The organism is Streptomyces sp. IBSNAI002, from assembly GCF_052244475.1.
GTDB lineage: Bacteria > Actinomycetota > Actinomycetes > Streptomycetales > Streptomycetaceae > Streptomyces.
Genome location: NZ_JBQPXG010000002.1, coordinates 1,841,763 through 1,861,886, shown reverse-complemented (window position 1 = coordinate 1,861,886; position 20,124 = coordinate 1,841,763). Strand labels below are relative to the sequence as shown.

Below are 20,124 nucleotides of genomic sequence, written 5' to 3'. Positions count from 1 at the left end.
CGGTTTGAACCAGCCCCAAGGCTTCTGTATTGTTCAGTCCGTTCCCGGGCGATTAGCTCAGCGGGAGAGCACTTCGTTCACACCGAAGGGGTCACTGGTTCGATCCCAGTATCGCCCACCGGGAGAGGCCGGTCCGTCATCTTACGGACCGGCCTTCCGCATGTCCGGCACGTACGCGGCATGTTGTCCGGGCGGCCGCGGCCGCGCTTCCGCTTCCGGCTACGCCGCCGTCGACAGGCCCGGCCGCAGCGGCCAGTGCGGATCCACCGGCTCCGGCGTCCCCTGCCGTGCGAACCACGCCTGGAGCCCCCGGGCCTGCGCCGCGTGCCACACCGCCTGCAGCGTGTGCAGCTCGGCGGGCGACAGCCGCTCCAGCCTGGCCGCGAACCGGCGCCCCACCGCACGGACCAGCTCCAGCGAGGCCAGCGCGTCCGCCGCCGCGTCGTGCGCGCCCTCCAGCTCTATCCCGTAGTGCGCGCACAGGTCCGTCAGGGTCCGGCGGCCCTTGCGGTAGCGGTCCAGGTGCTTGTCCAGCACCCGCGGATCCAGCACCGTCAGCGGCCGGTTGTCCAGATACCGCGTCAGCGAGGACGCCCGGTGCCGGCGCAACTCCCGGTCCAGCAGCGTCAGGTCGAACGGCGCGTTCATCACCACCACCGGCCGGCCCGCCACCTGCTGCTCCCCGAGCGCGCGCGCTATCTCCTCCACGACCGGCGCCGGCCACCGCCCGTGGCGCTGGAGGTGCTCGTCGGTCAGCCCGTGCACTTCCGTGGCGCCCGGGGGCACCGGGACGCCGGGATTGACCAGCCAGCGCGTCGTGCGCACCCGTCCGCCCGCGCACTCCTGCACGACGAGCGCGGCGGACACGATCCGGTCCTCCTCGACGTCCACCCCGGTCGTCTCCGTGTCGAATGCGGCCAGCGGGCCCTCGTACCAGCGTGTCATGGCGAACTCCTCGTCCCCGGTCGGCAGATGGGGCGCACCCGGGCGCCGCCGCCCGGAACGTGCCACCCTTGCCCGCATCGGTGATACCCGGGCTGTTTGCCCCGTACGCCGTTTGCGGGGACCCGGGTGCGGAGACAACATCCATGGGGGGCCGTGCGCATGACCGGTCGTCACCCCACCCACCACCCACGGCAGAGCCCGGAAGGCATGGGGAGCCGGCCATGGCGCTCGCACAGCCCGAACAGGGCGGGGTGCTGGCGGGGCGGATCGATCCGCGCACCGGCACGCCGGGCGAGGCGCGGAGCGGACCGCTGCGCGGCACACTCGCCACCACCGCCTGCATGGAGACCCTTCAGGTGGGATACCTGCACGCCGTCGCCGCCGCGGCCGGCTGCTCGCTGTCCCAGCCCTTTCCGGACAACGGCATCGACTGGCACGTCAGCCACGGCGCCCCCGAGCACGTCGTCGACGACGAGGTCACCGTCAAGGTGCAGCTGAAGGCGACCTACCAGATACCGCCGCGGCCGGCCGGGCCCACCTTCGGCTTCACCCTGGACAACGAGCACCTGGTGAAACTGGCCCGCACCCCGGTCGCCGTCCACAAGATCCTCGTCGTGATGATCGTCCCGCGGGAGCGCGACCAGTGGCTCGCCGCCGGACACGACCGGCTCGACCTGCGGCACTGCTGCTACTGGACCAACCTCGCCGGACACCCCGTGACCGGCCGGCGCCGGACCACCGTACGGATCCCGACCTCGCGGATCTTCGACGACCGTGCGCTGTGCGAGATCATGACCCGGGTCGGGTCGGGAGGGACACCTTGATGAACTGGCACGCACCCCGCCTCGAACCGCTCTCGCCCCCGGAGTTCGCCTCCGGTGCGCCCGACCCCGCGCACGTGGACCCGGCCGTGCTGGGCGCGCTGCTGCACCGGCACGGCTGGCTGCGGCGCGGCGGGGCCGCCGGACGCTACGGGCGCTGGACCCCGCCCGCCGCCCAGGCCTCGGCCACCGGGGGCACCAGCCTGCTCGTCCCCGAGAGCCGTGCCTTCCCCGACTGCGCGGACCTGCTGGAGGAGGCGCTGACCGCGCTCTCGCGCAGCTCGCTGCCGTCGGCGCGGGAGGTGCTGTACGGCCTGGGCGTGCCGAGCGACGAGGTCCGCTGGGAGCGGGAGATCCCCGAGGGGGCGTACGGGCTGCGGGGCGAGGCCGACTGGACGGTGCAGGAGCAGCTGCGCTCGGCCGCCCGTCGGCTCCTGCTGGCAGGGGCCCTGGCCGAGCGGGAACGGGCCGGGTACTACGGGGCCCGGCACCGGGCGCAGGCCGAACGGGCGCTGGACGGGGTCCTGGTGGGGCCGTCCCCCGGCGGGCGGCGGCTCACGGCTTTCGTGCCGGTGGACGGCGGGCGGGGGACCGTGACCCGGCTGCACCACGCGCTGCACGCGGCCCGCGAGGCGGTGGACTACCAGCGGGCGACGGGCGGTATGGAGGCCTTCGACGCGGCCGTGCGGGCCGGGGTCAGCCGCGAGCTCGCCGATGCGCTGATCGCGCTGGTCCGCGGCTCCGAGGGGGCCCGGGTCGCGCTGGCCTGGGCGCCGGCGGCGGGGGTCCCCGCGGGATGCGCGGCCCGCCCGGAGCCGGTGGAGTTCTCGCCCGGCGACCTGCCCGTGCTCCGCGAGGCGGCCGCCCGCTACACGCGGACCGAGCCGGCCGTACAGGTCCGGATCGCGGGCGCGGTGGTACGGATGCGGCGCTCGGCGGCGGGCGGCGGGGGCACGGTCCGGCTGCGGGTCCTGGCGGGGGCGGAGATCCCGTACGTCCGGGCCGCCCTGGACGAGGAGTCGTACCGGGTGGCGGGCCACGCGCACCTGGTCGGTCTGCCGGTCCGGGTCAGCGGGCGGCTCCAGCGGCGGGGCGGGTTCCGCCGGCTGTCGGACGTCACGGATGTGACCCCGGTCCCGCTGGACGAGGTGGAGCGGGACCGGCTGATGAAGTCGCTGGACGACGCGTTCGACCCCGCGGACGTGCTGCCGGGGGACGAGGACTAGGGCCAGTCGTCAAACTCCCGTCTGCCCTGCGGGCGACGACGGGAGTTTGACGACAGGCCCTAGGACGCCCCGGCCCGGCTGAGACGGAACGACGCCATGGTCAGGCCCGGGGCGGGGGAGAAGTCCCGGCCGCGGGTGAAGCCCATGCGGGTGTACAGGGTCACGGCGGGGTGGTTGGACGCACCCGTGGTGACGGTGACGTCGAGGCCGGGGGAGAGGTCCGTCACGGCGTGACGGAGCAGGCGGGACGCGATGCCCCGGCGGAACCGGGCGGGGTCCACGCACAGCCGGTCGATGCCGATGCCCCCGCCCTGCTCCTCCCAGGCCAGGAAACCGGCGAGCTCGCCGTCCCCGGAGACCGCTCCGACCCAGTTCAGGCCGTGCGCCCGCATCTGCGCCAGGCTCTCGCCCAGCGCCGGGATGCCGTCGAAGCCGATCAGCTGCGCCTCCACCGCGTACGCCGCCCGCCCGATCCGGTGCACGGCCGCCGCGGTGGCGTCGTCGGTCAGGTCCAGCGGAAGGATCGGCATACGGCCCAGGCTACCCACGGCGACGCCGCGGCCCCGCCCTCCGGGTGGGGGCGCGGACGCACCCGGCGGGCCGGGCGGGTAACCGTTTAGCGGCGCGGCCACTCCGCTCGGTACGATTCACGCGCGCAGTGTTCGCTCGCGCACCCCCAGAGTTCAGGAGAGACCGGTGTCAGACGTCCGTGTGATCATCCAACGCGATTCCGAGCGGGACGAGCGCGTGGTGGCCACGGGCACTACGGCGGCGGAGCTCTTCGCCGGCGAGCGCACCATCGTCGCCGCGCGGGTCGCGGGCGAGCTCAAGGACCTTGCGTACGAGGTGAAGGACGGCGAGACCGTCGAGCCGGTGGAGATCTCCTCCGAGGACGGTCTGAACATCCTGCGCCACTCGACCGCGCACGTCATGGCGCAGGCCGTGCAGGAGCTGTTCCCCGAGGCCAAGCTCGGGATCGGCCCGCCGGTCCAGAACGGCTTCTACTACGACTTCGACGTGGCCCGGCCCTTCACCCCGGAGGACCTGAAGGCCATCGAGAAGAAGATGCAGGAGATCCAGAAGCGCGGCCAGCGCTTCTCCCGCCGCGTGGTCACCGACGAGGCGGCCCGCGAGGAGCTCGCCGACGAGCCGTACAAGCTGGAACTCATCGGCATCAAGGGCTCCGCCTCCACCGACGACGGCGCGAACGTCGAGGTGGGCGGCGGCGAGCTGACCATCTACGACAACCTGGACGCGAAGACCGGCGACCTGTGCTGGAAGGACCTCTGCCGCGGTCCCCACCTGCCCACCACCCGCAACATCCCGGCCTTCAAGCTCATGCGCAACGCGGCCGCCTACTGGCGCGGCAGCGAGAAGAACCCGATGCTCCAGCGCATCTACGGCACCGCCTGGCCGTCGAAGGAAGAGCTGAAGGCCCACCTCGACTTCCTCGCCGAGGCCGAGAAGCGCGACCACCGCAAGCTCGGCAACGAGCTCGACCTCTTCTCCATCCCGGACGAGATCGGCTCCGGCCTCGCGGTCTTCCACCCGCGCGGCGGCATCATCCGCCGGACCCTGGAGGACTACTCGCGCCGCCGGCACGAGGAGGAGGGCTACGAGTTCGTCTACTCCCCGCACGCCACCAAGGGCGCCCTCTTCGAGAAGAGCGGCCACCTGGACTGGTACGCGGAGGGCATGTACCCCCCCATGCAGCTCGACGGTGGTACCGACTACTACCTCAAGCCCATGAACTGCCCGATGCACAACCTGATCTTCGACGCGCGCGGCCGCTCCTACCGCGAACTGCCGCTGCGCCTCTTCGAGTTCGGCACCGTGTACCGGTACGAGAAGTCGGGCGTGGTGCACGGCCTGACCCGCGCCCGGGGCTTCACCCAGGACGACGCGCACATCTACTGCACCCGTGAGCAGATGGCGGAGGAGCTCGACCGCGCCCTCACCTTCGTGCTGGACCTGCTGCGCGACTACGGCCTGACCGACTTCTACCTGGAGCTGTCCACCAAGGACCCGGTGAAGTTCGTCGGCTCGGACGAGGCCTGGGAGGAGGCGACCGCGGTCCTCGCGCAGGTCGCCGAGAAGCAGGGCCTCCCGCTGGTCCCGGACCCGGGCGGCGCCGCCTTCTACGGTCCGAAGATCTCGGTGCAGTGCAAGGACGCCATCGGCCGTACCTGGCAGATGTCGACCGTGCAGCTCGACTTCAACCTGCCGGAGCGGTTCAACCTGGAGTACACCGCCCCGGACGGCTCGCGCCAGCGCCCGGTCATGATCCACCGTGCGCTGTTCGGCTCGATCGAGCGGTTCTTCGCCGTGCTGCTGGAGCACTACGCGGGCGCCATGCCGCCGTGGCTGGCCCCGGTCCAGGCGGTCGGCATCCCGATCGGCGACGGGCACGTCGAGTACCTCCAGGAGTTCGCCGCCGCGGCGAAGAAGCAGGGCCTGCGGGTCGAGGTGGACGCCTCCTCGGACCGGATGCAGAAGAAGATCCGCAACCACCAGAAGCTCAAGGTCCCGTTCATGATCATCGTCGGTGACGAGGACATGGCCGCGGGCACCGTCTCCTTCCGCTACCGCGACGGTTCGCAGGAGAACGGCATCGCCAAGGACGAGGCGCTGGCCAAGCTGGCCAAGGTCGTCGCCGACCGCGTCCAGGTCTGACCGGCGGTCGGCGGGCCCCCGGAAAGTGATCACTTTCCGGGGGCCTTCCTCGTACGCGCAGGCGAGGTCATATGCTTGCCGCCATGACGACTGAGCCGGAGCAGCAGATCGGTGTGGGCACGCAGGACGCGTTCCAGCGTCTGTGGACGCCCCACCGGATGGCCTACATCCAGGGGGAGAACAAGCCGACCGGCCCGGAGGCCGGGGACGGCTGTCCCTTCTGCGGGATTCCGGAGATGTCGGACGTGGACGGCCTGGTCGTCGCCCGCGGCAAGCGCGTCTACGCGGTGCTGAACCTGTACCCGTACAACGGCGGCCACCTGATGGTCGTCCCCTACCGGCACGTCGCCGACTACACCGAGCTCGACGGGCCCGAGACGGCCGAGCTCGCCGACCTCACCAAGCGGGCCATGGTGGCGCTGCGCAAGGCGTCCGGGGCGCACGGGTTCAACATCGGCATGAACCAGGGCGCGGCCGCCGGGGCCGGCATCGCCGCGCACCTGCACCAGCACATCGTGCCCCGCTGGGGCGGGGACACGAACTTCATGCCGGTCGTCGGGCACACCAAGGTGCTGCCCCAACTCCTCGCGGACACCCGCCAGATGCTCGCCGAGGCCTGGCCCACCGACTGACGGCCGCTACGTGGCGCGGGCCTCGCGCCACGTGCGCAGCACGTCCTCGACGTCGAACTCGGCGAGGCCCAGCGGCGGTCCCTGCGGCGGCATGCGCAGGGCCGCGCGGATCTTCTCGTTGACCGCGGTGAGGATCTCCCGCGCCTGGCGCTCGGAACGGGCCGCCAGGGCCGCCTCCCGCGCGTCCTCGGCCTCCTTGCGCAGCGCGAGCGACGGAGGCAGGGCGGAGAACCCCTCGCGGTGCAGCTTCCCCCTGATCCACCACAGCTCGTCATAGGGGGCGTCGAGCGAGGCCAGCGGCTTGCCCCAGCCCGGCAGGTTCTCGAAGTCGCCGCGGTCGGCGGCTTCCCTGATCTGCCGGTCCACCCAGGACTCGATGTCGACACCAGGCGGTTTGCGCTCGGTCATGGTCGCTCGCTCCTCCGGTTCCGCGGCTGGCTCGGCCCCGCCTTCAGCCTACCTACGCGTCGTACACGTCCGCCTTGCGCGGGGCCGGCTCCTGGATCAGACCGCTCATGATCGAGGAGCGGTTGGTGAAGCGTTCGGTGTCGACGCCGTTCTCCTCCAGGACCTTGAAGGTCGCGGCGTGCACGGACCTCAGCACCGGGGCCACGGTGCGGATCGCGTCGTCGGCCATGAACCGGTGGCGCCACATCGACCCCGCCCACACGTGCCGCAGGCCGAAGGGCTCGGGCAGGACCAGCTTGCCGCCGAAGAAGTCGAGGATCGGCGGGTACCAGGTCAGCGGGGCCCGCACGGCGAGGCGTACCACCTCCTGCGCGTCCACCAGCGGCAGCGGCCGCTCCACGGTCTCCCAGAAGCGGATGCTCTTGGGCACCTCCACCACCGGCGCCTTGGACTTCGTCGTGAACAGGCCGTGTACGGGGCCCAGCGCGTGCGCGGTGACGTCCACGCGCAGCGTCTTGTAGAGCACGGTGACGGTCACCAGCATCGTGATGACCAGCTGGCCGTCCCACAGCGGGTACTGGATGCCCAGGTAGTGCCGGTTGCCGGCGCTGAACTGCTGCTCGTTGCAGATCCGGGTGATCTCGTGCGGCTTGATGAGGAAGGTGTCGACGTTCTCGCCCGTCGGGCGGGCCACCTCGCCGGCGCCCTCGCCGATCGGAGTGACGATCCAGTGCTGTATCGCGGCCTGCGGGAAGCCGCCCGTGTGCAGCGGGCCGCGCTCCAGCTTGCGGAGCTGGGTGTCGATCGCGCGTATGACGTCCCAGCTGCGGAAGGGGTGGATCTCGGCGCCCTCGGTCTTGGGGGTGAGCTCCTCGGCCATCTGCCAGCTGCCCCAGCGGGTGCCCATGCCCAGGATCCCCTTGGGGCCCGCGTAGAAGACGTGGTTGCTGCGGTCCTCCGCGGTCAGCTTGGCCAGCTGGTGGCGCAGGTCCTCGCGCGCCTTCTCGTCGGGGTTGCCCGGCACGGCCTCCGGGATCTTCGCGCCGATCCCGTCGCCGGCCAGCAGCCCGTCCCAGCGGGAGCGCAGGTCGGCGGCGGTGGACTCGCACAGCCGGCGGGCGAGCAGCCAGCCCAGGACCGGGGCGATGATCATGCCGCGCAGGTAGATGCCCAGGAAGCCGGTGAACGGCAGCCTGAACATCAGCACGGCCGCCACGATCGCCACGCCGACCAGCAGCGCCGTGCCGATCCAGGAGGCGCGCTTGCCCTCGCCGGAGGCCAGGGACTTGCGGAGCTGGAACAGGCCCAGCCACAGCAGCAGGCCCGGGAGGAACACCACGCCGCAGACGAGCATGATCAGGCGGAGCTTCTGGTCGCGCTCCTTGCGGATGCGGGAGGCGGCCAGGCAGTGCTCGACGACGGTCTGGGGATCGGCGCCGAAGGACTGGATCAGCGGTTTGCGGCCGGGGGCGAGGGTGCGGGCCTCGACGGCCCGGCAGAAGGCCTCGCCGAGGCTGGGCTCGAAGAGGGAGATCTTCGGGGGCTTGACCGTGGCGGGGTGGTTCTCGCTGTTGGCCCCGAGCACGAGGTCCAGCCCGCTGTCCTTGGCGCCGTCCCGGTACGCGGCGGAGGCCAGCGCGTTGGTCGCCGCCGTCTGCCCGCCGCCGCCCTGCAGCGGAATCTGCGCCCCGGGCCTGAAGTCGAATCCGTCGTCCGCCACCGCTGCCCCCATCGCTGTGCGTTCGTGCTCTTTGGTGCGCCGATGAGCCTATCGGGCGATCTCACCCCATGGTCATGGGACAGGGAAATGCCGTCCACCGCAACAGGGTTGGGCGGACGGTGTCTCCCGACGTCACGTCAGTTACGTTCCCCTCTCCGTCTGTTCGCGCACCTTGTCCGCGACCTGGGGCGGCATGGGTTCGTGGCGGGCGTAACTCCGGGCGAAGCGGCCCGTGCCGTGCGAGACCGAGCGCAGCTCGACGGCGTAGCGGCCGATCTCGATCTCGGGGATCTCGGCGCGCACCCGGGTGCGCCCCGCCCCGGCCTGTTCGCTGCCGACGACCCGCCCGCGGCGGCCCGCGAGGTCGCTCATGACGGGGCCGACGTACTCGTCGGGGATCACGACGGCGAGCTCGGCGACGGGTTCCAGGAGATGGATGCCCGCCTCGGCGGCGGCCTCGCGCAGGGCCAGGGCGCCCGCGGTCTGGAAGGCGGCGTCGGAGGAGTCCACCGAGTGCGCCTTGCCGTCGAGGAGGGTGATGCGCACGTCGACCAGCGGATACCCGGCGACGACCCCGCGGGCGGCCTGGGCGCGTACGCCCTTCTCCACGGACGGGATGAACTGGCGCGGCACGGCCCCGCCGACGACCTTGTCGACGAACTCGATCCCGCTGCCGGGCGGCAGGGGCTCCACCTCGATCTCGCAGATGGCGAACTGGCCGTGGCCGCCGGACTGTTTGACGTGCCTGCCGCGCCCCGCCGCCTTCGCCCCGAAGGTCTCGCGCAGGCTCACCTTGTGGGGCACCGGGTCGACCTGGACGCCGTAGCGGCTGCGCAGCCGCTCCAGCGCGAGGTCCTGGTGCGCCTCGCCGAGGCACCACAGGACGACCTGGTGGGTGTGCGGGTTCTGCTCCAGCCGCATGGTCGGGTCCTCGGCGACGAGCCGGGACAGGCCCTGCGAGAGCTTGTCCTCGTCGGCCTTGCTGTGGGCCTCGATGGCGAGGGGGAGCAGCGGATCGGGCATGGCCCAGGGTTCCATCAGGAGCGGGGAGTCCTTGGCGGAGAGGGTGTCGCCGGTCTCCGCGCGGGTCAGCTTGGCCACGCAGGCCAGATCGCCCGCGATGCACCGGGTGAGGGTGCGCTGCTGTTTGCCGAAGGGGGAGCTGAGGGCGCCGATCCGCTCGTCCGTCTCCCTGAGGGCGCGGTCGGCGCGGTCCTCGTATCCGCCCTCGCCGCGCTCGGCGAGGCCGTGGCCCGAGACGTGGACGGTCTCCTCGGGGTGCAGGGTGCCGGAGAACACCCGTACGAGGGAGACGCGGCCGACGTACGGGTCGGAGGAGGTCTTGACGACCTCGGCGAGGAGGGGGCCGGCCGGGTCGCAGGTGAGGGCGGGTCGCGGGGAGCCGTCCGGGGCGGTGACGGTGAGGGCGGCGCGCTCCAGGGGGGTGGGGAAGCCGCCGGTGACCAGTTCGAGGAGTTCCACGGTGCCCAGGCCCTGCCGGGCGCCCTCGGCGGCGGGCGCCGCCATCAGGACGGGGTGGAAGGTGCCGCGGGCCACGGCCCGCTCCAGGTCGTCCACGAGGGTCCGCAGGTCGATGTCCTCGCCGCCGAGGTAGCGGTCCATGAGGCCCTCGTCCTCGCTCTCGGCGATGATCCCCTCGATGAGGCGGGAGCGGGCGCCGGAGATGAGGGCGAGCTCGGCGGGGTCCGGATCGCGCTCGACGCGCTCCCCGGAGGAGTACTCGTACACGCGCTGGGAGAGCAGGCCGAGGAGGCCGGTCACCGGGGCGTGGCCGTCGGGGGCGGCGGGGCCGTGGAGGGGCAGGTAGAGCGGGATGACCGCGTCCGGGTCGTCGGCGCCGAAGATCTCGCCGCAGACGTTCGCCATCTGCGCGTAGTCGGCGCGGGCGGCCTCCAGGTGGGTGACGACGATGGCGCGGGGCATGCCGACGGCCTCGCACTCGTCCCAGACCATGCGGGTGGCGCCGTCGATGCCGTCGGAGGCCGAGACGACGAAAAGGGCCGCGTCCGCGGCGCGCAGACCGGCCCTGAGCTCTCCGACGAAGTCGGCGTATCCGGGGGTGTCCAGGATGTTGATCTTGATTCCGCCCCATTCGACGGGGACGAGGGACAGCTGGACGGAGCGTTGTCGGCGGTGCTCGGTCTCGTCGTAGTCGGAGACCGTGGCACCGTCCTCGACCCGGCCCGCCCGGTTGACCGCTCCGGCGGTCAGGGCGAGGGCTTCGACCAGCGTGGTCTTGCCGGATCCGCTGTGGCCGACCAGCACGACGTTCCGTACGGAGGAGGGGCGGTCGGCCGTCAGTGCCCTGCCGGCGGCTCCGGTGTGGTGTGAGGTGGCTCCCATGATTCTCGTGCCTCCCGGTGGTGACGGTGAGGAGGGTGGATTCCCGCGAGTGCCTTCGCATGCCTTCGAGGAGGGAAAGGGGGCCCTTCGAGCTTTGCACCGGTGTCACACCGCGTCCATACGTCGTACCGGCCACGTACCGGGGGCGTACGCGCGCCGTACGGCCGCCGTGCCGGAGGGGCCCGGGAGCCGGTCCGCGACGTGACGTATGTCTTACGCGGCGCGAACCGGTGGGTGCGCGGCGTGTGGGGGGCGGGGTGCTGGCTACGATGGGCCAGCCGGTGGCCGTGGTGGCCGTGCGGCCCAGCGACCCTCCGGGAAGGCCATGCTGAACAAGTACGCGCGTGCATTCTTCACGCGTGTTCTCACGCCGTTCGCCGCGTTTCTGCTCCGGCGGGGGGTGAGTCCGGACGCGGTCACCCTGATCGGCACGGCCGGAGTGGTGGCGGGAGCGCTGGTCTTCTTCCCCCGGGGCGAGTTCTTCTGGGGCACGATCACCATCACCCTCTTCGTCTTCTCCGACCTGGTGGACGGGAACATGGCCCGCCAGGCCGGCGTCTCCAGCCGGTGGGGCGCCTTCCTCGACTCCACCCTCGACCGGGTGGCGGACGCGGCGATCTTCGGCGGACTCGCCCTCTGGTACGCGGGCTCCGGCAACGACAACGCGCTCTGCGCGGTGGCGATCTTCTGCCTGGCCAGCGGCCAGGTGGTCTCCTACACCAAGGCCCGCGGCGAGTCGATCGGCCTGCCGGTCGCCGTCAACGGACTGATCGAGCGCGCCGAGCGGCTGGTGATCTCGCTGGTCGCGGCCGGCCTGTCCGGGCTGCAGACCTTCGGCGTGCCGTCCTGGATCGGGGTGCTGCTGCCGATCGCGCTGTGGATCGTGGCGGCCGGCTCGCTCGTCACGCTGATCCAGCGCGTGGTCACCGTACGCCGCGAGTCCGCCGAGGCGGACGCCGCCGCGGCCGCCGCCGAGGGCGGCGCTGCCTGATGGGCGCGGCGCGGGACAAGCTGGTCGACGGACTGTACGGGCTCGGCTGGGCCGGAGTGAAGAAGCTCCCGGAACCGGCCGCGGTGGCCCTGGGCCGCAAGATCGCGGACGTGGCGTGGAAGCGGCGCGGCAAGAGCGTGCTGCGGCTGGAGTCCAACCTGGCCCGGGTGGTGCCGGACGCGACGCCGGAGCGGCTGCGCGAGCTGTCGCACGCGGGCATGCGCTCGTACATGCGGTACTGGATGGAATCCTTCCGGCTGCCGGCCATGGACCCCACGCGGTTCGGCTCGGACGTCGAGATGAAGGACGACCACATCCTCCGGGAGGCCCTCGCCTCCGGACGCGGGGTCGTCGTGGCCCTGCCGCACCTGGCCAACTGGGACCTCGCGGGCGCCTGGGCCATCGGCCACATCGGCGTGCCGTTCACCACGGTCGCCGAGCGCCTCAAGCCCGAGAGCCTCTACGACCGCTTCGTGGCCTACCGCGAGAGCCTCGGCATGGAGGTCCTGCCGCACAGCGGGGGCGCCGCCTTCGGCACCCTCGCGCGCAGGCTGCGCGCCGGCGGCCTGGTCTGCCTGGTCGCCGACCGTGACCTGTCGGCCTCCGGGGTCGAGGTGGACTTCTTCGGCGCCAAGGCCCGCATGCCGGCCGGGCCGGCGCTGCTGGCACAGCAGACGGGGGCGGTACTGCTCCCGGCGACCCTCTACTACGGGGACTCGCCGAAGATGTACGGCCGGATCCACCCCGAGGTGGAGGTGCCCGGGACCGGAACGCGGATCGAGAAGACCGCCGCCATGACCCAGGCCGTGGCGGACGCCTTCGCGTGGGGCATCGCCGAGCACCCGGAGGACTGGCACATGCTGCAGCGGCTGTGGCTGGACGATCTGACCGACCAGGGGGAGCGCCCGTAGTGAAGATCGGCATCGTGTGCCCGTATTCGTGGGACGTCCCGGGCGGGGTCCAGTTCCACATCCGGGACCTCGCCGAGCACCTGATCCGCCTCGGCCACGACGTGTCGGTCCTGGCCCCGGCGGACGACGAGACCCCGCTGCCGCCGTACGTGATCTCGGCGGGCCGCGCCGTGCCGGTGCCCTACAACGGCTCCGTCGCCCGCCTCAACTTCGGCTTCCTCTCCGCCGCCCGGGTGCGGCGCTGGCTGCACGACGGCACCTTCGACGTGATCCACATCCACGAGCCGGCCTCGCCCTCGCTGGGGCTGCTGTCCTGCTGGGCCGCGCAGGGCCCGATCGTGGCGACCTTCCACACCTCGAACCCGCGCTCGCGGGCGATGATCGCGGCGTACCCGATCCTCCAGCCGGCCCTGGAGAAGATCAGCGCCCGGATCGCGGTGAGCGAGTACGCCCGGCGCACGCTCGTGGAGCACCTGGGCGGCGACGCGGTGGTCATCCCCAACGGCGTCGACGTGGACTTCTTCGCGGCCGCGGAGCCCCGTCCGGACTGGTCCGGGCAGACCCTCGGCTTCATCGGCCGCATCGACGAGCCGCGCAAGGGCCTGCCCGTGCTGATGGCGGCCTTCCCGAAGATCGTGGCGGCCTGCCCGGACGTACGGCTCCTCGTCGCGGGCCGCGGCGACGAGGAGGAGGCGGTGGCCTCCCTGCCGGCCGAGCTCCGCTCCCGGGTCGAGTTCCTGGGCATGGTCTCGGACGAGGACAAGGCGCGGCTGCTGCGCAGCGTCGACGTGTACGTGGCGCCGAACACCGGCGGCGAGAGCTTCGGCATCATCCTGGTCGAGGCCCTGTCGGCGGGCGCGACGGTGCTGGCGTCCGACCTGGACGCCTTCGCCCAGGTCCTGGACCAGGGCGGGGCGGGAGACCTCTTCACGAACGAGAACGCCGACGCCCTCGCGGCCGGCGCGATCGCCCTGCTGCGCGACCCGGCCCGCCGCGCGGAGCTGAGCGCCCGCGGCTCGGCGCACGTCCGCCGCTTCGACTGGTCCACGGTCGGCGCGGACATCCTCGCCGTCTACGAGACGGTCACGGACGGTGCGGCGGCGGTGGCCACGGACGAACGGGTCCCCCTCCGCACCCGGCTGGGCTTCTCGAAGGACACCACCGCCTCCTGACGGCCCCACGCCCGGCTCGCACGTACGGGCCGGGCCCGATGGGGGCCGGGGGCACGCTGAGCGGTAGGGTCGCGCAGCGTGATCGAAACCCTTGTCTGGATTGCCCTCGCGCTCGGTGCCGTCGGGGTCTACCTCAGCTGGACCGCCGGGCGGCTCGACCGGCTGCACTCGCGGATGGACGCCGCGCGGGCCGCGCTCGACGCGCAGCTCGTGCGGCGGGCCTCCGTGGTGGTGGAGGTGGCCACCTCGGGAGTGCTCGACCCCGCGTCCTCGCTCGTGCTGTACGAGTCCGCGCATGCCGCGCGGCAGGCCGAGGAGGAGCACCGGGAGGTCGCCGAGAGCGAGCTCAGCCAGGCGCTGCGCGCCGTGTTCACCGACGCCGACCAGGTCGAGGTGCTGAAGGCCGCGCCGGGCGGGGCGGAGGCCGCCGAGGAGCTGGCGGCGGCCGTGCGGCGGGTGCCCATGGCGCGCAGGTTCCACAACGACGCCGTACGGGCCGCACGGGCCCTGCGCAGGCACCGCAAGGTCCGCTGGTTCCGGCTGGCCGGGCACGCGCCCTTCCCGCTGGCCTTCGAAATGGACGACGAGCCTCCGGCGGACCTCGCGGAGCGGCCGGTCTGAGCGACACGACACCCCGCCAGGGCCGCGAGGGACAATTGCGGGGGCCACTGGCTCCATATTGGCCCTTGTAGTGGACTGGTCCGTGGGGTTTGCTCGGCGGAGTAGTACCAGTAGCACCCGTCTTCCTTTCGAGTTCCTTTCGAGTGAGGTCAATCCGTGAGCACGCTTCCCACCACTCCCCAGTCCGCTGAGTCGGCCATCGGCACCTCGCGCGTCAAGCGCGGCATGGCCGAGCAGCTCAAGGGCGGCGTGATCATGGACGTGGTCAACGCCGAGCAGGCGAAGATCGCCGAAGACGCCGGCGCCGTGGCCGTCATGGCCCTCGAGCGGGTCCCCGCCGACATCCGCAAGGACGGCGGCGTGGCGCGCATGTCGGACCCGAACATGATCGAAGAGATCATCGAGGCCGTGTCCATCCCGGTCATGGCGAAGTCCCGCATCGGCCACTTCGTCGAGGCCCAGGTCCTTCAGTCCCTCGGCGTCGACTACATCGACGAGTCCGAGGTCCTGACCCCGGCCGACGAGGTCAACCACTCCGACAAGTGGGCCTTCACCACCCCCTTCGTCTGTGGCGCCACCAACCTGGGCGAGGCCCTGCGCCGCATCGCCGAGGGCGCGGCCATGATCCGCTCGAAGGGCGAGGCCGGCACCGGCAACGTCGTCGAGGCCGTCCGCCACCTGCGCCAGATCAAGAACGAGATCGCCCGCCTGCGCGGCTACGACAACAACGAGCTGTTCGCCGCCGCCAAGGAGCTGCGCGCCCCGTACGAGCTCGTCAAGGAGGTCGCCGAGCTCGGCAAGCTCCCGGTCGTCCTGTTCTCCGCCGGTGGCGTCGCCACCCCCGCCGACGCCGCGCTGATGCGCCAGCTCGGCGCCGAGGGCGTCTTCGTCGGCTCCGGCATCTTCAAGTCGGGCGACCCGGCCAAGCGCGCCGCCGCCATCGTGAAGGCCACCACCTTCTACGACGACCCGAAGATCATCGCGGACGCGTCCCGCAACCTGGGCGAGGCCATGGTCGGCATCAACTGCGACACCCTCCCCGAGGCCGAGCGCTACGCCAACCGCGGCTGGTAGTACCGACATGACGAATCCCCCCGTGATCGGTGTCCTGGCTCTCCAGGGCGACGTCCGGGAGCACCTGATCGCCCTGGCCGCGGCGGACGCCGTGGCCAGGCCGGTCCGGCGTCCCGAGGAGCTCGCCGAGGTCGACGCCCTGGTGATCCCGGGCGGCGAGTCCACGACCATGTCGAAGCTCGCCGTGCTGTTCGGCATGCTGGAGCCGCTGCGCGAGCGCGTGGCCGCCGGCATGCCGGTGTACGGCACCTGCGCCGGCATGATCATGCTCGCGGGCAAGCTCCTGGACGGCCGTGAGGACCAGGAGACCCTGGGCGGCATCGACATGATCGTGCGCCGCAACGCCTTCGGCCGCCAGAACGAGTCCTTCGAGGCGAAGATCGACTTCGCGGGCATCGAGGGCGGCCCGGTGCAGGGCGTCTTCATCCGCGCCCCGTGGGTCGAGTCCGTCGGCGCCGCCGCGGAGGTGCTCGCCACGTACGACGGCCACACCGTCGCCGTCCGGCAGGGCAACGTCCTCGCGACCTCGTTCCACCCCGAGCTGACCGGCGACGACCGAGTCCACGCGTACTTCGTCGACATGGTGCGCGCGGGGCTGTAATCAGGTCCCGGTAGGATCGGACACGAACACTGTTGGTGACGCGAAGGAGACAGGCGGATGTCCGGCCACTCTAAATGGGCTACGACGAAGCACAAGAAGGCCGTGATCGATGCCAAGCGCGGCAAGCTCTTCGCGAAGCTGATCAAGAACATCGAGGTCGCGGCCCGTATGGGCGGCGCCGACATCGACGGCAACCCGACGCTGTTCGACGCCATCCAGAAGGCCAAGAAGAGCTCGGTCCCGAACAAGAACATCGACTCCGCGGTCAAGCGCGGCGGTGGTCTCGAGGCCGGCGGCGCCGACTACGAAACGATCATGTATGAGGGCTACGGCCCGAACGGCGTCGCGGTGCTCATCGAGTGCCTCACCGACAACCGCAACCGTGCCGCCTCCGACGTGCGGGTCGCCATGACCCGCAACGGCGGTTCGATGGCCGACCCCGGCTCGGTCTCGTACCTGTTCAACCGCAAGGGCGTCGTCGTACTGCCCAAGGGTGAACTGTCCGAGGACGACGTCCTGGAGTCGGTGCTCGAGGCCGGCGCCGAAGAGGTCAACGACATCGGTGAGTCCTTCGAGGTCATCAGCGAGGCCACCGACCTGGTCGCGGTCCGTACCGCGCTCCAGGACGCCGGCATCGACTACGACTCGGCCGAGGCCAGCTTCGTCCCCTCGATGCAGGTCGAGCTGGACGAAGAGGGCGCGCGCAAGATCTTCAAGCTGATCGACGCGCTGGAGGACAGCGACGACGTGCAGAACGTCTTCGCCAACTTCGACGTCTCGGACGAGGTCATGGAGAAGGTCGACGCCTGAGCAGGGCAGCGATTGCGACGACGGGCCGACAGGACACATCCTGTCGGCCCGTCGCTTTGGCCTCTTTGTCAGTGGGTCCCGATACCCTGCACGAACACGGACATGTGATCGAGGATGGGGGCGGGATGCGCGTACTCGGCGTGGACCCGGGACTGACGCGATGCGGCATCGGCGTCGTCGAAGGGGTCGCCGGCCGTCCCATGGCCATGCTCGGGGTCGGCGTCGTACGCACGCCCGTGGATGCGGAGTTGGGCGACCGGCTCGTCGCCATCGAGCAGGGCATCGAGGAATGGCTCGATACGCACCGGCCCGAAGTCGTCGCCGTGGAGCGGGTGTTCAGCCAGCACAACGTGAGCACCGTGATGGGCACCGCCCAGGCGAGTGCCGTCGCCATGCTGTGCGCGGCCCGGCGCGGAATACCGGTCGCCCTGCACACGCCGAGCGAGGTCAAGGCCGCCGTCACCGGCAGCGGCCGGGCCGACAAGGCCCAGGTCGGGGCCATGGTGACCCGCCTGCTCAGGCTGGACGCACCGCCGAAGCCGGCCGACGCCGCCGACGCCCTCGCCCTGGCCATCTGCCACATCTGGCGGGCCCCCGCCCAGAACCGCCTCCAGCAGGCGGTCGCCCTGCACGCCTCAGGCTCGAAAGGCCGTACCCGATGATCGCCTTCGTCAGCGGCCCCGTCGCCGCGCTCGCCCCCACCCTGGCCGTGATCGAGGTCGGGGGAGTGGGCATGGCCGTGCACTGCACGCCGAACACGATCGCCGGCCTGCGGACGGGCGAACAGGCCCGGCTGGCCACCTCACTGGTCGTACGGGAGGACTCGCTCACGCTGTACGGCTTCGCCGACGACGACGAGCGGCAGGTCTTCGAACTGCTCCAGACCGCGAGCGGCGTCGGCCCGCGACTCGCGCAGGCGATGCTCGGGGTGCACAGCCCGGACGCGCTGCGGGTCGCCGTCTCGACGGGTGACGAGAAGGCGCTGACGGCGGTGCCGGGGATCGGCAAGAAGGGCGCGCAGAAGCTGCTGCTGGAGCTGAAGGACAAACTGGGCGCGCCGCTCGGCTCCAGCGGTCTGGTGGGGGCGCAGAGGGCCGCCGCCTCGGGTCCGGCGCCGTGGACGGAGCAGCTGGCCGCGGCGCTCATCGGGCTGGGCTATGCCTCCCGAGAGGCCGAGGAGGCCGTCTCCGCGGTGGCGCCGCAGGCCGAGGCCGCCATCGCCGCCGGCGGTTCCGCGCCCGTTCCCCAGCTGCTGCGCGCGGCCCTCCAGTCCCTGAACCGAGCCCGCTGACCGGCGCGGCGCCGCCGCCGGGGCGGAGCCCCGGCAGCGGGCCGCACCCGACGACGCACCGTACGAACCGAGAAGGCAGACTGACACCGTGAACTGGGACGACGAGAGCGACCGCATTGTCGCGCCGGCAGCAGACGGGGAAGACACCGCCGTCGAGGCGGCGCTGCGTCCCAAGGACCTCGAGGAGTTCGTCGGCCAGGAGAAGGTCCGCCAGCAGCTGGACCTCGTCCTCAAGGCGGCCAGGCAGCGCGGCGCCACCGCCGACCACGTCCTGCTCTCCGGCGCCCCCGGCCTCGGCAAGACCACCCTGTCGATGATCATCGCGGCGGAGATGGGCGCGCCCATCCGCATCACCTCCGGCCCCGCCATCCAGCACGCCGGCGACCTCGCCGCGATCCTCTCCTCCCTCCAGGAGGGCGAGGTGCTCTTCCTCGACGAGATCCACCGCATGTCCCGGCCCGCCGAGGAGATGCTCTACATGGCCATGGAGGACTTCCGGGTCGACGTGATCGTCGGCAAGGGTCCAGGGGCCACCGCGATCCCGCTGGAGCTGCCGCCGTTCACCCTGGTCGGGGCTACCACCCGGGCCGGCCTGCTGCCGCCCCCGCTGCGCGACCGGTTCGGCTTCACCGGGCACATGGAGTTCTACGCCCCCGAGGAGCTGGAACGCGTCATCCACCGCTCCGCCCGCCTCCTCGACGTCGAGATCGACACCGCCGGCGCCGCCGAGATCGCCGGCCGCTCCCGCGGCACGCCCCGCATCGCGAACCGCCTGCTGCGCCGCGTCCGGGACTACGCCCAGGTCCGGGCCGACGGCGTGATCAACCGCGAGGTGGCCGGTACCGCCCTCCAGGTGTACGAGGTGGACGCGCGCGGGCTCGACCGGCTCGACCGGGCCGTGCTGGAGGCGCTGCTCAAGCTCTTCGGCGGCGGGCCCGTGGGCCTGTCCACGCTCGCCGTCGCCGTCGGCGAGGAGCGGGAGACCGTCGAGGAGGTCGCCGAGCCCTTCCTCGTCCGCGAGGGCCTGCTCGCCCGCACCCCCAGGGGCCGCGTCGCGACGCCCGCCGCCTGGTCCCACCTGGGGCTCGTGCCGCCGCAGCAGCACGGCAGCGGATCAAGCGGACAACAGGGCTTGTTCGGGGCCTGACGGCGCGGAGGTTCGCACCCTCAGGAACTGCGGTGCCATGCTGGGCGTTGTTCCATCGGTGCGGACTCGCCTAGACTCCGCCGATGCCGCCCTTTCGGGTCGGCATGCCCACCCCCGTAGAAAAGGCCGCCGTCCCGCGTGCGGTCGTGCGAAGGATCTCCGTCCCGTGAATCTCGTGACACTCCTCCCGTTCATCGTGCTCATCGGGGCGATGTTCCTGATGACCCGCTCCGCGAAGAAGAAGCAGCAGGCTGCCGCGCAGATGCGCGACCAGATGACGCCCGGCACCGGGGTCCGCACCATTGGCGGCATGTACGCCACGGTGAAGGAGATCGGTGACGACACCGTCACCCTCGAGGTGGCTCCCGGCGTCCACGCGATCTTCGCGAAGAACGCCATCGGCGCCGTCCTCGAAGACGCGGAATACAACCGCATCGTCCACGGCACCACCGATGATCTGACCATCGACACGCCGGTCGTCCCCGACGACGCCTCCTCCCTCACCGGGAAGGACGAGGACGCGGCCCCCAAGCTCGACCTCGGCAAGAAGGACGAGCCGAAGGACGAGGAGCCCAAGGGCGACGAGCCCAAGGACGGAAAGCCGGACGGCGAGCCCGGCGCGAAGTAGCGCACGGGCCGGGGACCGCGAAGCCGCCTGACCGGTGGCCGTCGCGGTCCCGGGCAGTGACCCACTTCTGCGGGGGGCAGGGGTCCCCA

20 protein-coding genes and 1 tRNA gene are annotated in these 20,124 nt (G+C 71.9%); 16 read left to right on the top strand and 5 right to left on the bottom strand.

Annotated elements, in window-relative coordinates:
* Positions 1-46: 46 nt before the first annotated feature.
* Positions 47-118: transfer RNA gene (locus tag ACTVZO_RS09090), tRNA-Val, on the top strand.
* 101 nt (positions 119-219) lie between these two features.
* Here ACTVZO_RS09090 and ACTVZO_RS09085 read toward each other — a convergent pair.
* Positions 220-945 carry a 3'-5' exonuclease gene (locus ACTVZO_RS09085; RefSeq protein ID WP_384220951.1) on the bottom strand — a complete coding sequence of 242 codons (726 nt, stop codon included), beginning with the start codon at positions 943-945 and terminating at the stop codon, positions 220-222.
* Between the two features lie 221 nt (positions 946-1,166).
* On the opposite strand from ACTVZO_RS09085, the gene ACTVZO_RS09080 reads away from it, so the two are divergent.
* Entirely contained in the window at positions 1,167-1,769 is a 603-nt protein-coding gene (locus ACTVZO_RS09080; RefSeq protein WP_443297902.1) for a DUF4365 domain-containing protein, read from the top strand.
* Positions 1,769-2,992: a hypothetical protein gene (locus ACTVZO_RS09075; RefSeq protein WP_443297901.1), complete on the top strand. Its 1,224-nt coding sequence runs from the start codon at positions 1,769-1,771 to the stop codon at positions 2,990-2,992. Before ACTVZO_RS09080 ends, ACTVZO_RS09075 begins: the two co-directional genes overlap by 1 nt.
* A 59-nt stretch (positions 2,993-3,051) precedes the next feature.
* On the opposite strand, the gene ACTVZO_RS09070 is transcribed toward ACTVZO_RS09075, so the two are convergent.
* Positions 3,052-3,522 (bottom strand): GNAT family N-acetyltransferase, encoded by a 471-nt coding sequence (locus ACTVZO_RS09070; RefSeq protein WP_443297900.1) that lies wholly within the window; start codon positions 3,520-3,522, stop codon positions 3,052-3,054.
* A 166-nt stretch (positions 3,523-3,688) separates the two neighbouring features.
* Between ACTVZO_RS09070 and thrS the strand changes: the two genes are divergently transcribed.
* On the top strand, positions 3,689-5,665 hold the full coding sequence (gene thrS / locus ACTVZO_RS09065; protein ID WP_443297899.1) for a threonine--tRNA ligase: 1,977 nt from the start codon (positions 3,689-3,691) through the stop codon (positions 5,663-5,665).
* Between the two features lie 71 nt (positions 5,666-5,736).
* Entirely contained in the window at positions 5,737-6,297 is a 561-nt protein-coding gene (locus ACTVZO_RS09060; RefSeq protein ID WP_443297898.1) for an HIT family protein, read from the top strand.
* A gap of 6 nt (positions 6,298-6,303) precedes the next feature.
* Here the strand turns inward: ACTVZO_RS09060 and ACTVZO_RS09055 are convergent, their stop codons facing one another.
* From ACTVZO_RS09055 to ACTVZO_RS09045, 3 genes are all read right to left on the bottom strand, one after another.
* The gene (locus tag ACTVZO_RS09055) at positions 6,304-6,705 is read right to left on the bottom strand and encodes a J-domain-containing protein (RefSeq protein ID WP_443297897.1); all 402 of its coding nucleotides are present in this window, start codon (positions 6,703-6,705) and stop codon (positions 6,304-6,306) included.
* A gap of 52 nt (positions 6,706-6,757) precedes the next feature.
* Positions 6,758-8,425, bottom strand: a complete 1,668-nt coding sequence (locus ACTVZO_RS09050; protein ID WP_443297896.1) for a hypothetical protein — start codon at positions 8,423-8,425, stop codon at positions 6,758-6,760.
* Between the two features lie 141 nt (positions 8,426-8,566).
* Positions 8,567-10,789 (bottom strand): elongation factor G-like protein EF-G2, encoded by a 2,223-nt coding sequence (locus tag ACTVZO_RS09045; RefSeq protein ID WP_443297895.1) that lies wholly within the window; start codon positions 10,787-10,789, stop codon positions 8,567-8,569.
* A gap of 325 nt (positions 10,790-11,114) precedes the next feature.
* Here ACTVZO_RS09045 and pgsA point away from each other — a divergent pair, with 325 nt between their 5' ends.
* From pgsA to yajC, 11 genes are all read left to right on the top strand, one after another.
* The gene (pgsA, locus tag ACTVZO_RS09040; RefSeq protein ID WP_362297895.1) at positions 11,115-11,780 is read left to right on the top strand and encodes a phosphatidylinositol phosphate synthase; all 666 of its coding nucleotides are present in this window, start codon (positions 11,115-11,117) and stop codon (positions 11,778-11,780) included.
* Entirely contained in the window at positions 11,780-12,691 is a 912-nt protein-coding gene (locus ACTVZO_RS09035; protein ID WP_443297894.1) for a phosphatidylinositol mannoside acyltransferase, read from the top strand. Before pgsA ends, ACTVZO_RS09035 begins: the two co-directional genes overlap by 1 nt.
* On the top strand, positions 12,691-13,863 hold the full coding sequence (locus ACTVZO_RS09030) for a glycosyltransferase family 4 protein (RefSeq protein WP_443297893.1): 1,173 nt from the start codon (positions 12,691-12,693) through the stop codon (positions 13,861-13,863). Before ACTVZO_RS09035 ends, ACTVZO_RS09030 begins: the two co-directional genes overlap by 1 nt.
* A 78-nt stretch (positions 13,864-13,941) precedes the next feature.
* Entirely contained in the window at positions 13,942-14,484 is a 543-nt protein-coding gene (locus ACTVZO_RS09025; RefSeq protein ID WP_443297892.1) for a hypothetical protein, read from the top strand.
* 156 nt (positions 14,485-14,640) lie between these two features.
* Positions 14,641-15,558 (top strand): pyridoxal 5'-phosphate synthase lyase subunit PdxS, encoded by a 918-nt coding sequence (pdxS, locus tag ACTVZO_RS09020; protein ID WP_215144360.1) that lies wholly within the window; start codon positions 14,641-14,643, stop codon positions 15,556-15,558.
* A gap of 7 nt (positions 15,559-15,565) precedes the next feature.
* Positions 15,566-16,159, top strand: coding sequence for a pyridoxal 5'-phosphate synthase glutaminase subunit PdxT (gene pdxT, locus ACTVZO_RS09015; RefSeq protein ID WP_443297891.1), 594 nt, complete (start codon positions 15,566-15,568; stop codon positions 16,157-16,159).
* Positions 16,160-16,216: 57 nt separating this feature from the next.
* The gene (locus tag ACTVZO_RS09010; protein WP_069919476.1) at positions 16,217-16,969 is read left to right on the top strand and encodes a YebC/PmpR family DNA-binding transcriptional regulator; all 753 of its coding nucleotides are present in this window, start codon (positions 16,217-16,219) and stop codon (positions 16,967-16,969) included.
* Positions 16,970-17,094: 125 nt separating this feature from the next.
* Positions 17,095-17,631 (top strand): crossover junction endodeoxyribonuclease RuvC, encoded by a 537-nt coding sequence (ruvC, locus tag ACTVZO_RS09005; RefSeq protein WP_443297890.1) that lies wholly within the window; start codon positions 17,095-17,097, stop codon positions 17,629-17,631.
* The gene (gene ruvA, locus ACTVZO_RS09000; protein ID WP_443297889.1) at positions 17,628-18,260 is read left to right on the top strand and encodes a Holliday junction branch migration protein RuvA; all 633 of its coding nucleotides are present in this window, start codon (positions 17,628-17,630) and stop codon (positions 18,258-18,260) included. The genes ruvC and ruvA overlap by 4 nt, the downstream gene beginning before the upstream one ends.
* A gap of 88 nt (positions 18,261-18,348) precedes the next feature.
* The gene (ruvB, locus tag ACTVZO_RS08995; RefSeq protein ID WP_443297888.1) at positions 18,349-19,407 is read left to right on the top strand and encodes a Holliday junction branch migration DNA helicase RuvB; all 1,059 of its coding nucleotides are present in this window, start codon (positions 18,349-18,351) and stop codon (positions 19,405-19,407) included.
* Between the two features lie 166 nt (positions 19,408-19,573).
* Positions 19,574-20,035, top strand: a complete 462-nt coding sequence (yajC, locus tag ACTVZO_RS08990) for a preprotein translocase subunit YajC (RefSeq protein ID WP_443297887.1) — start codon at positions 19,574-19,576, stop codon at positions 20,033-20,035.
* Positions 20,036-20,124: the final 89 nt, after the last annotated feature.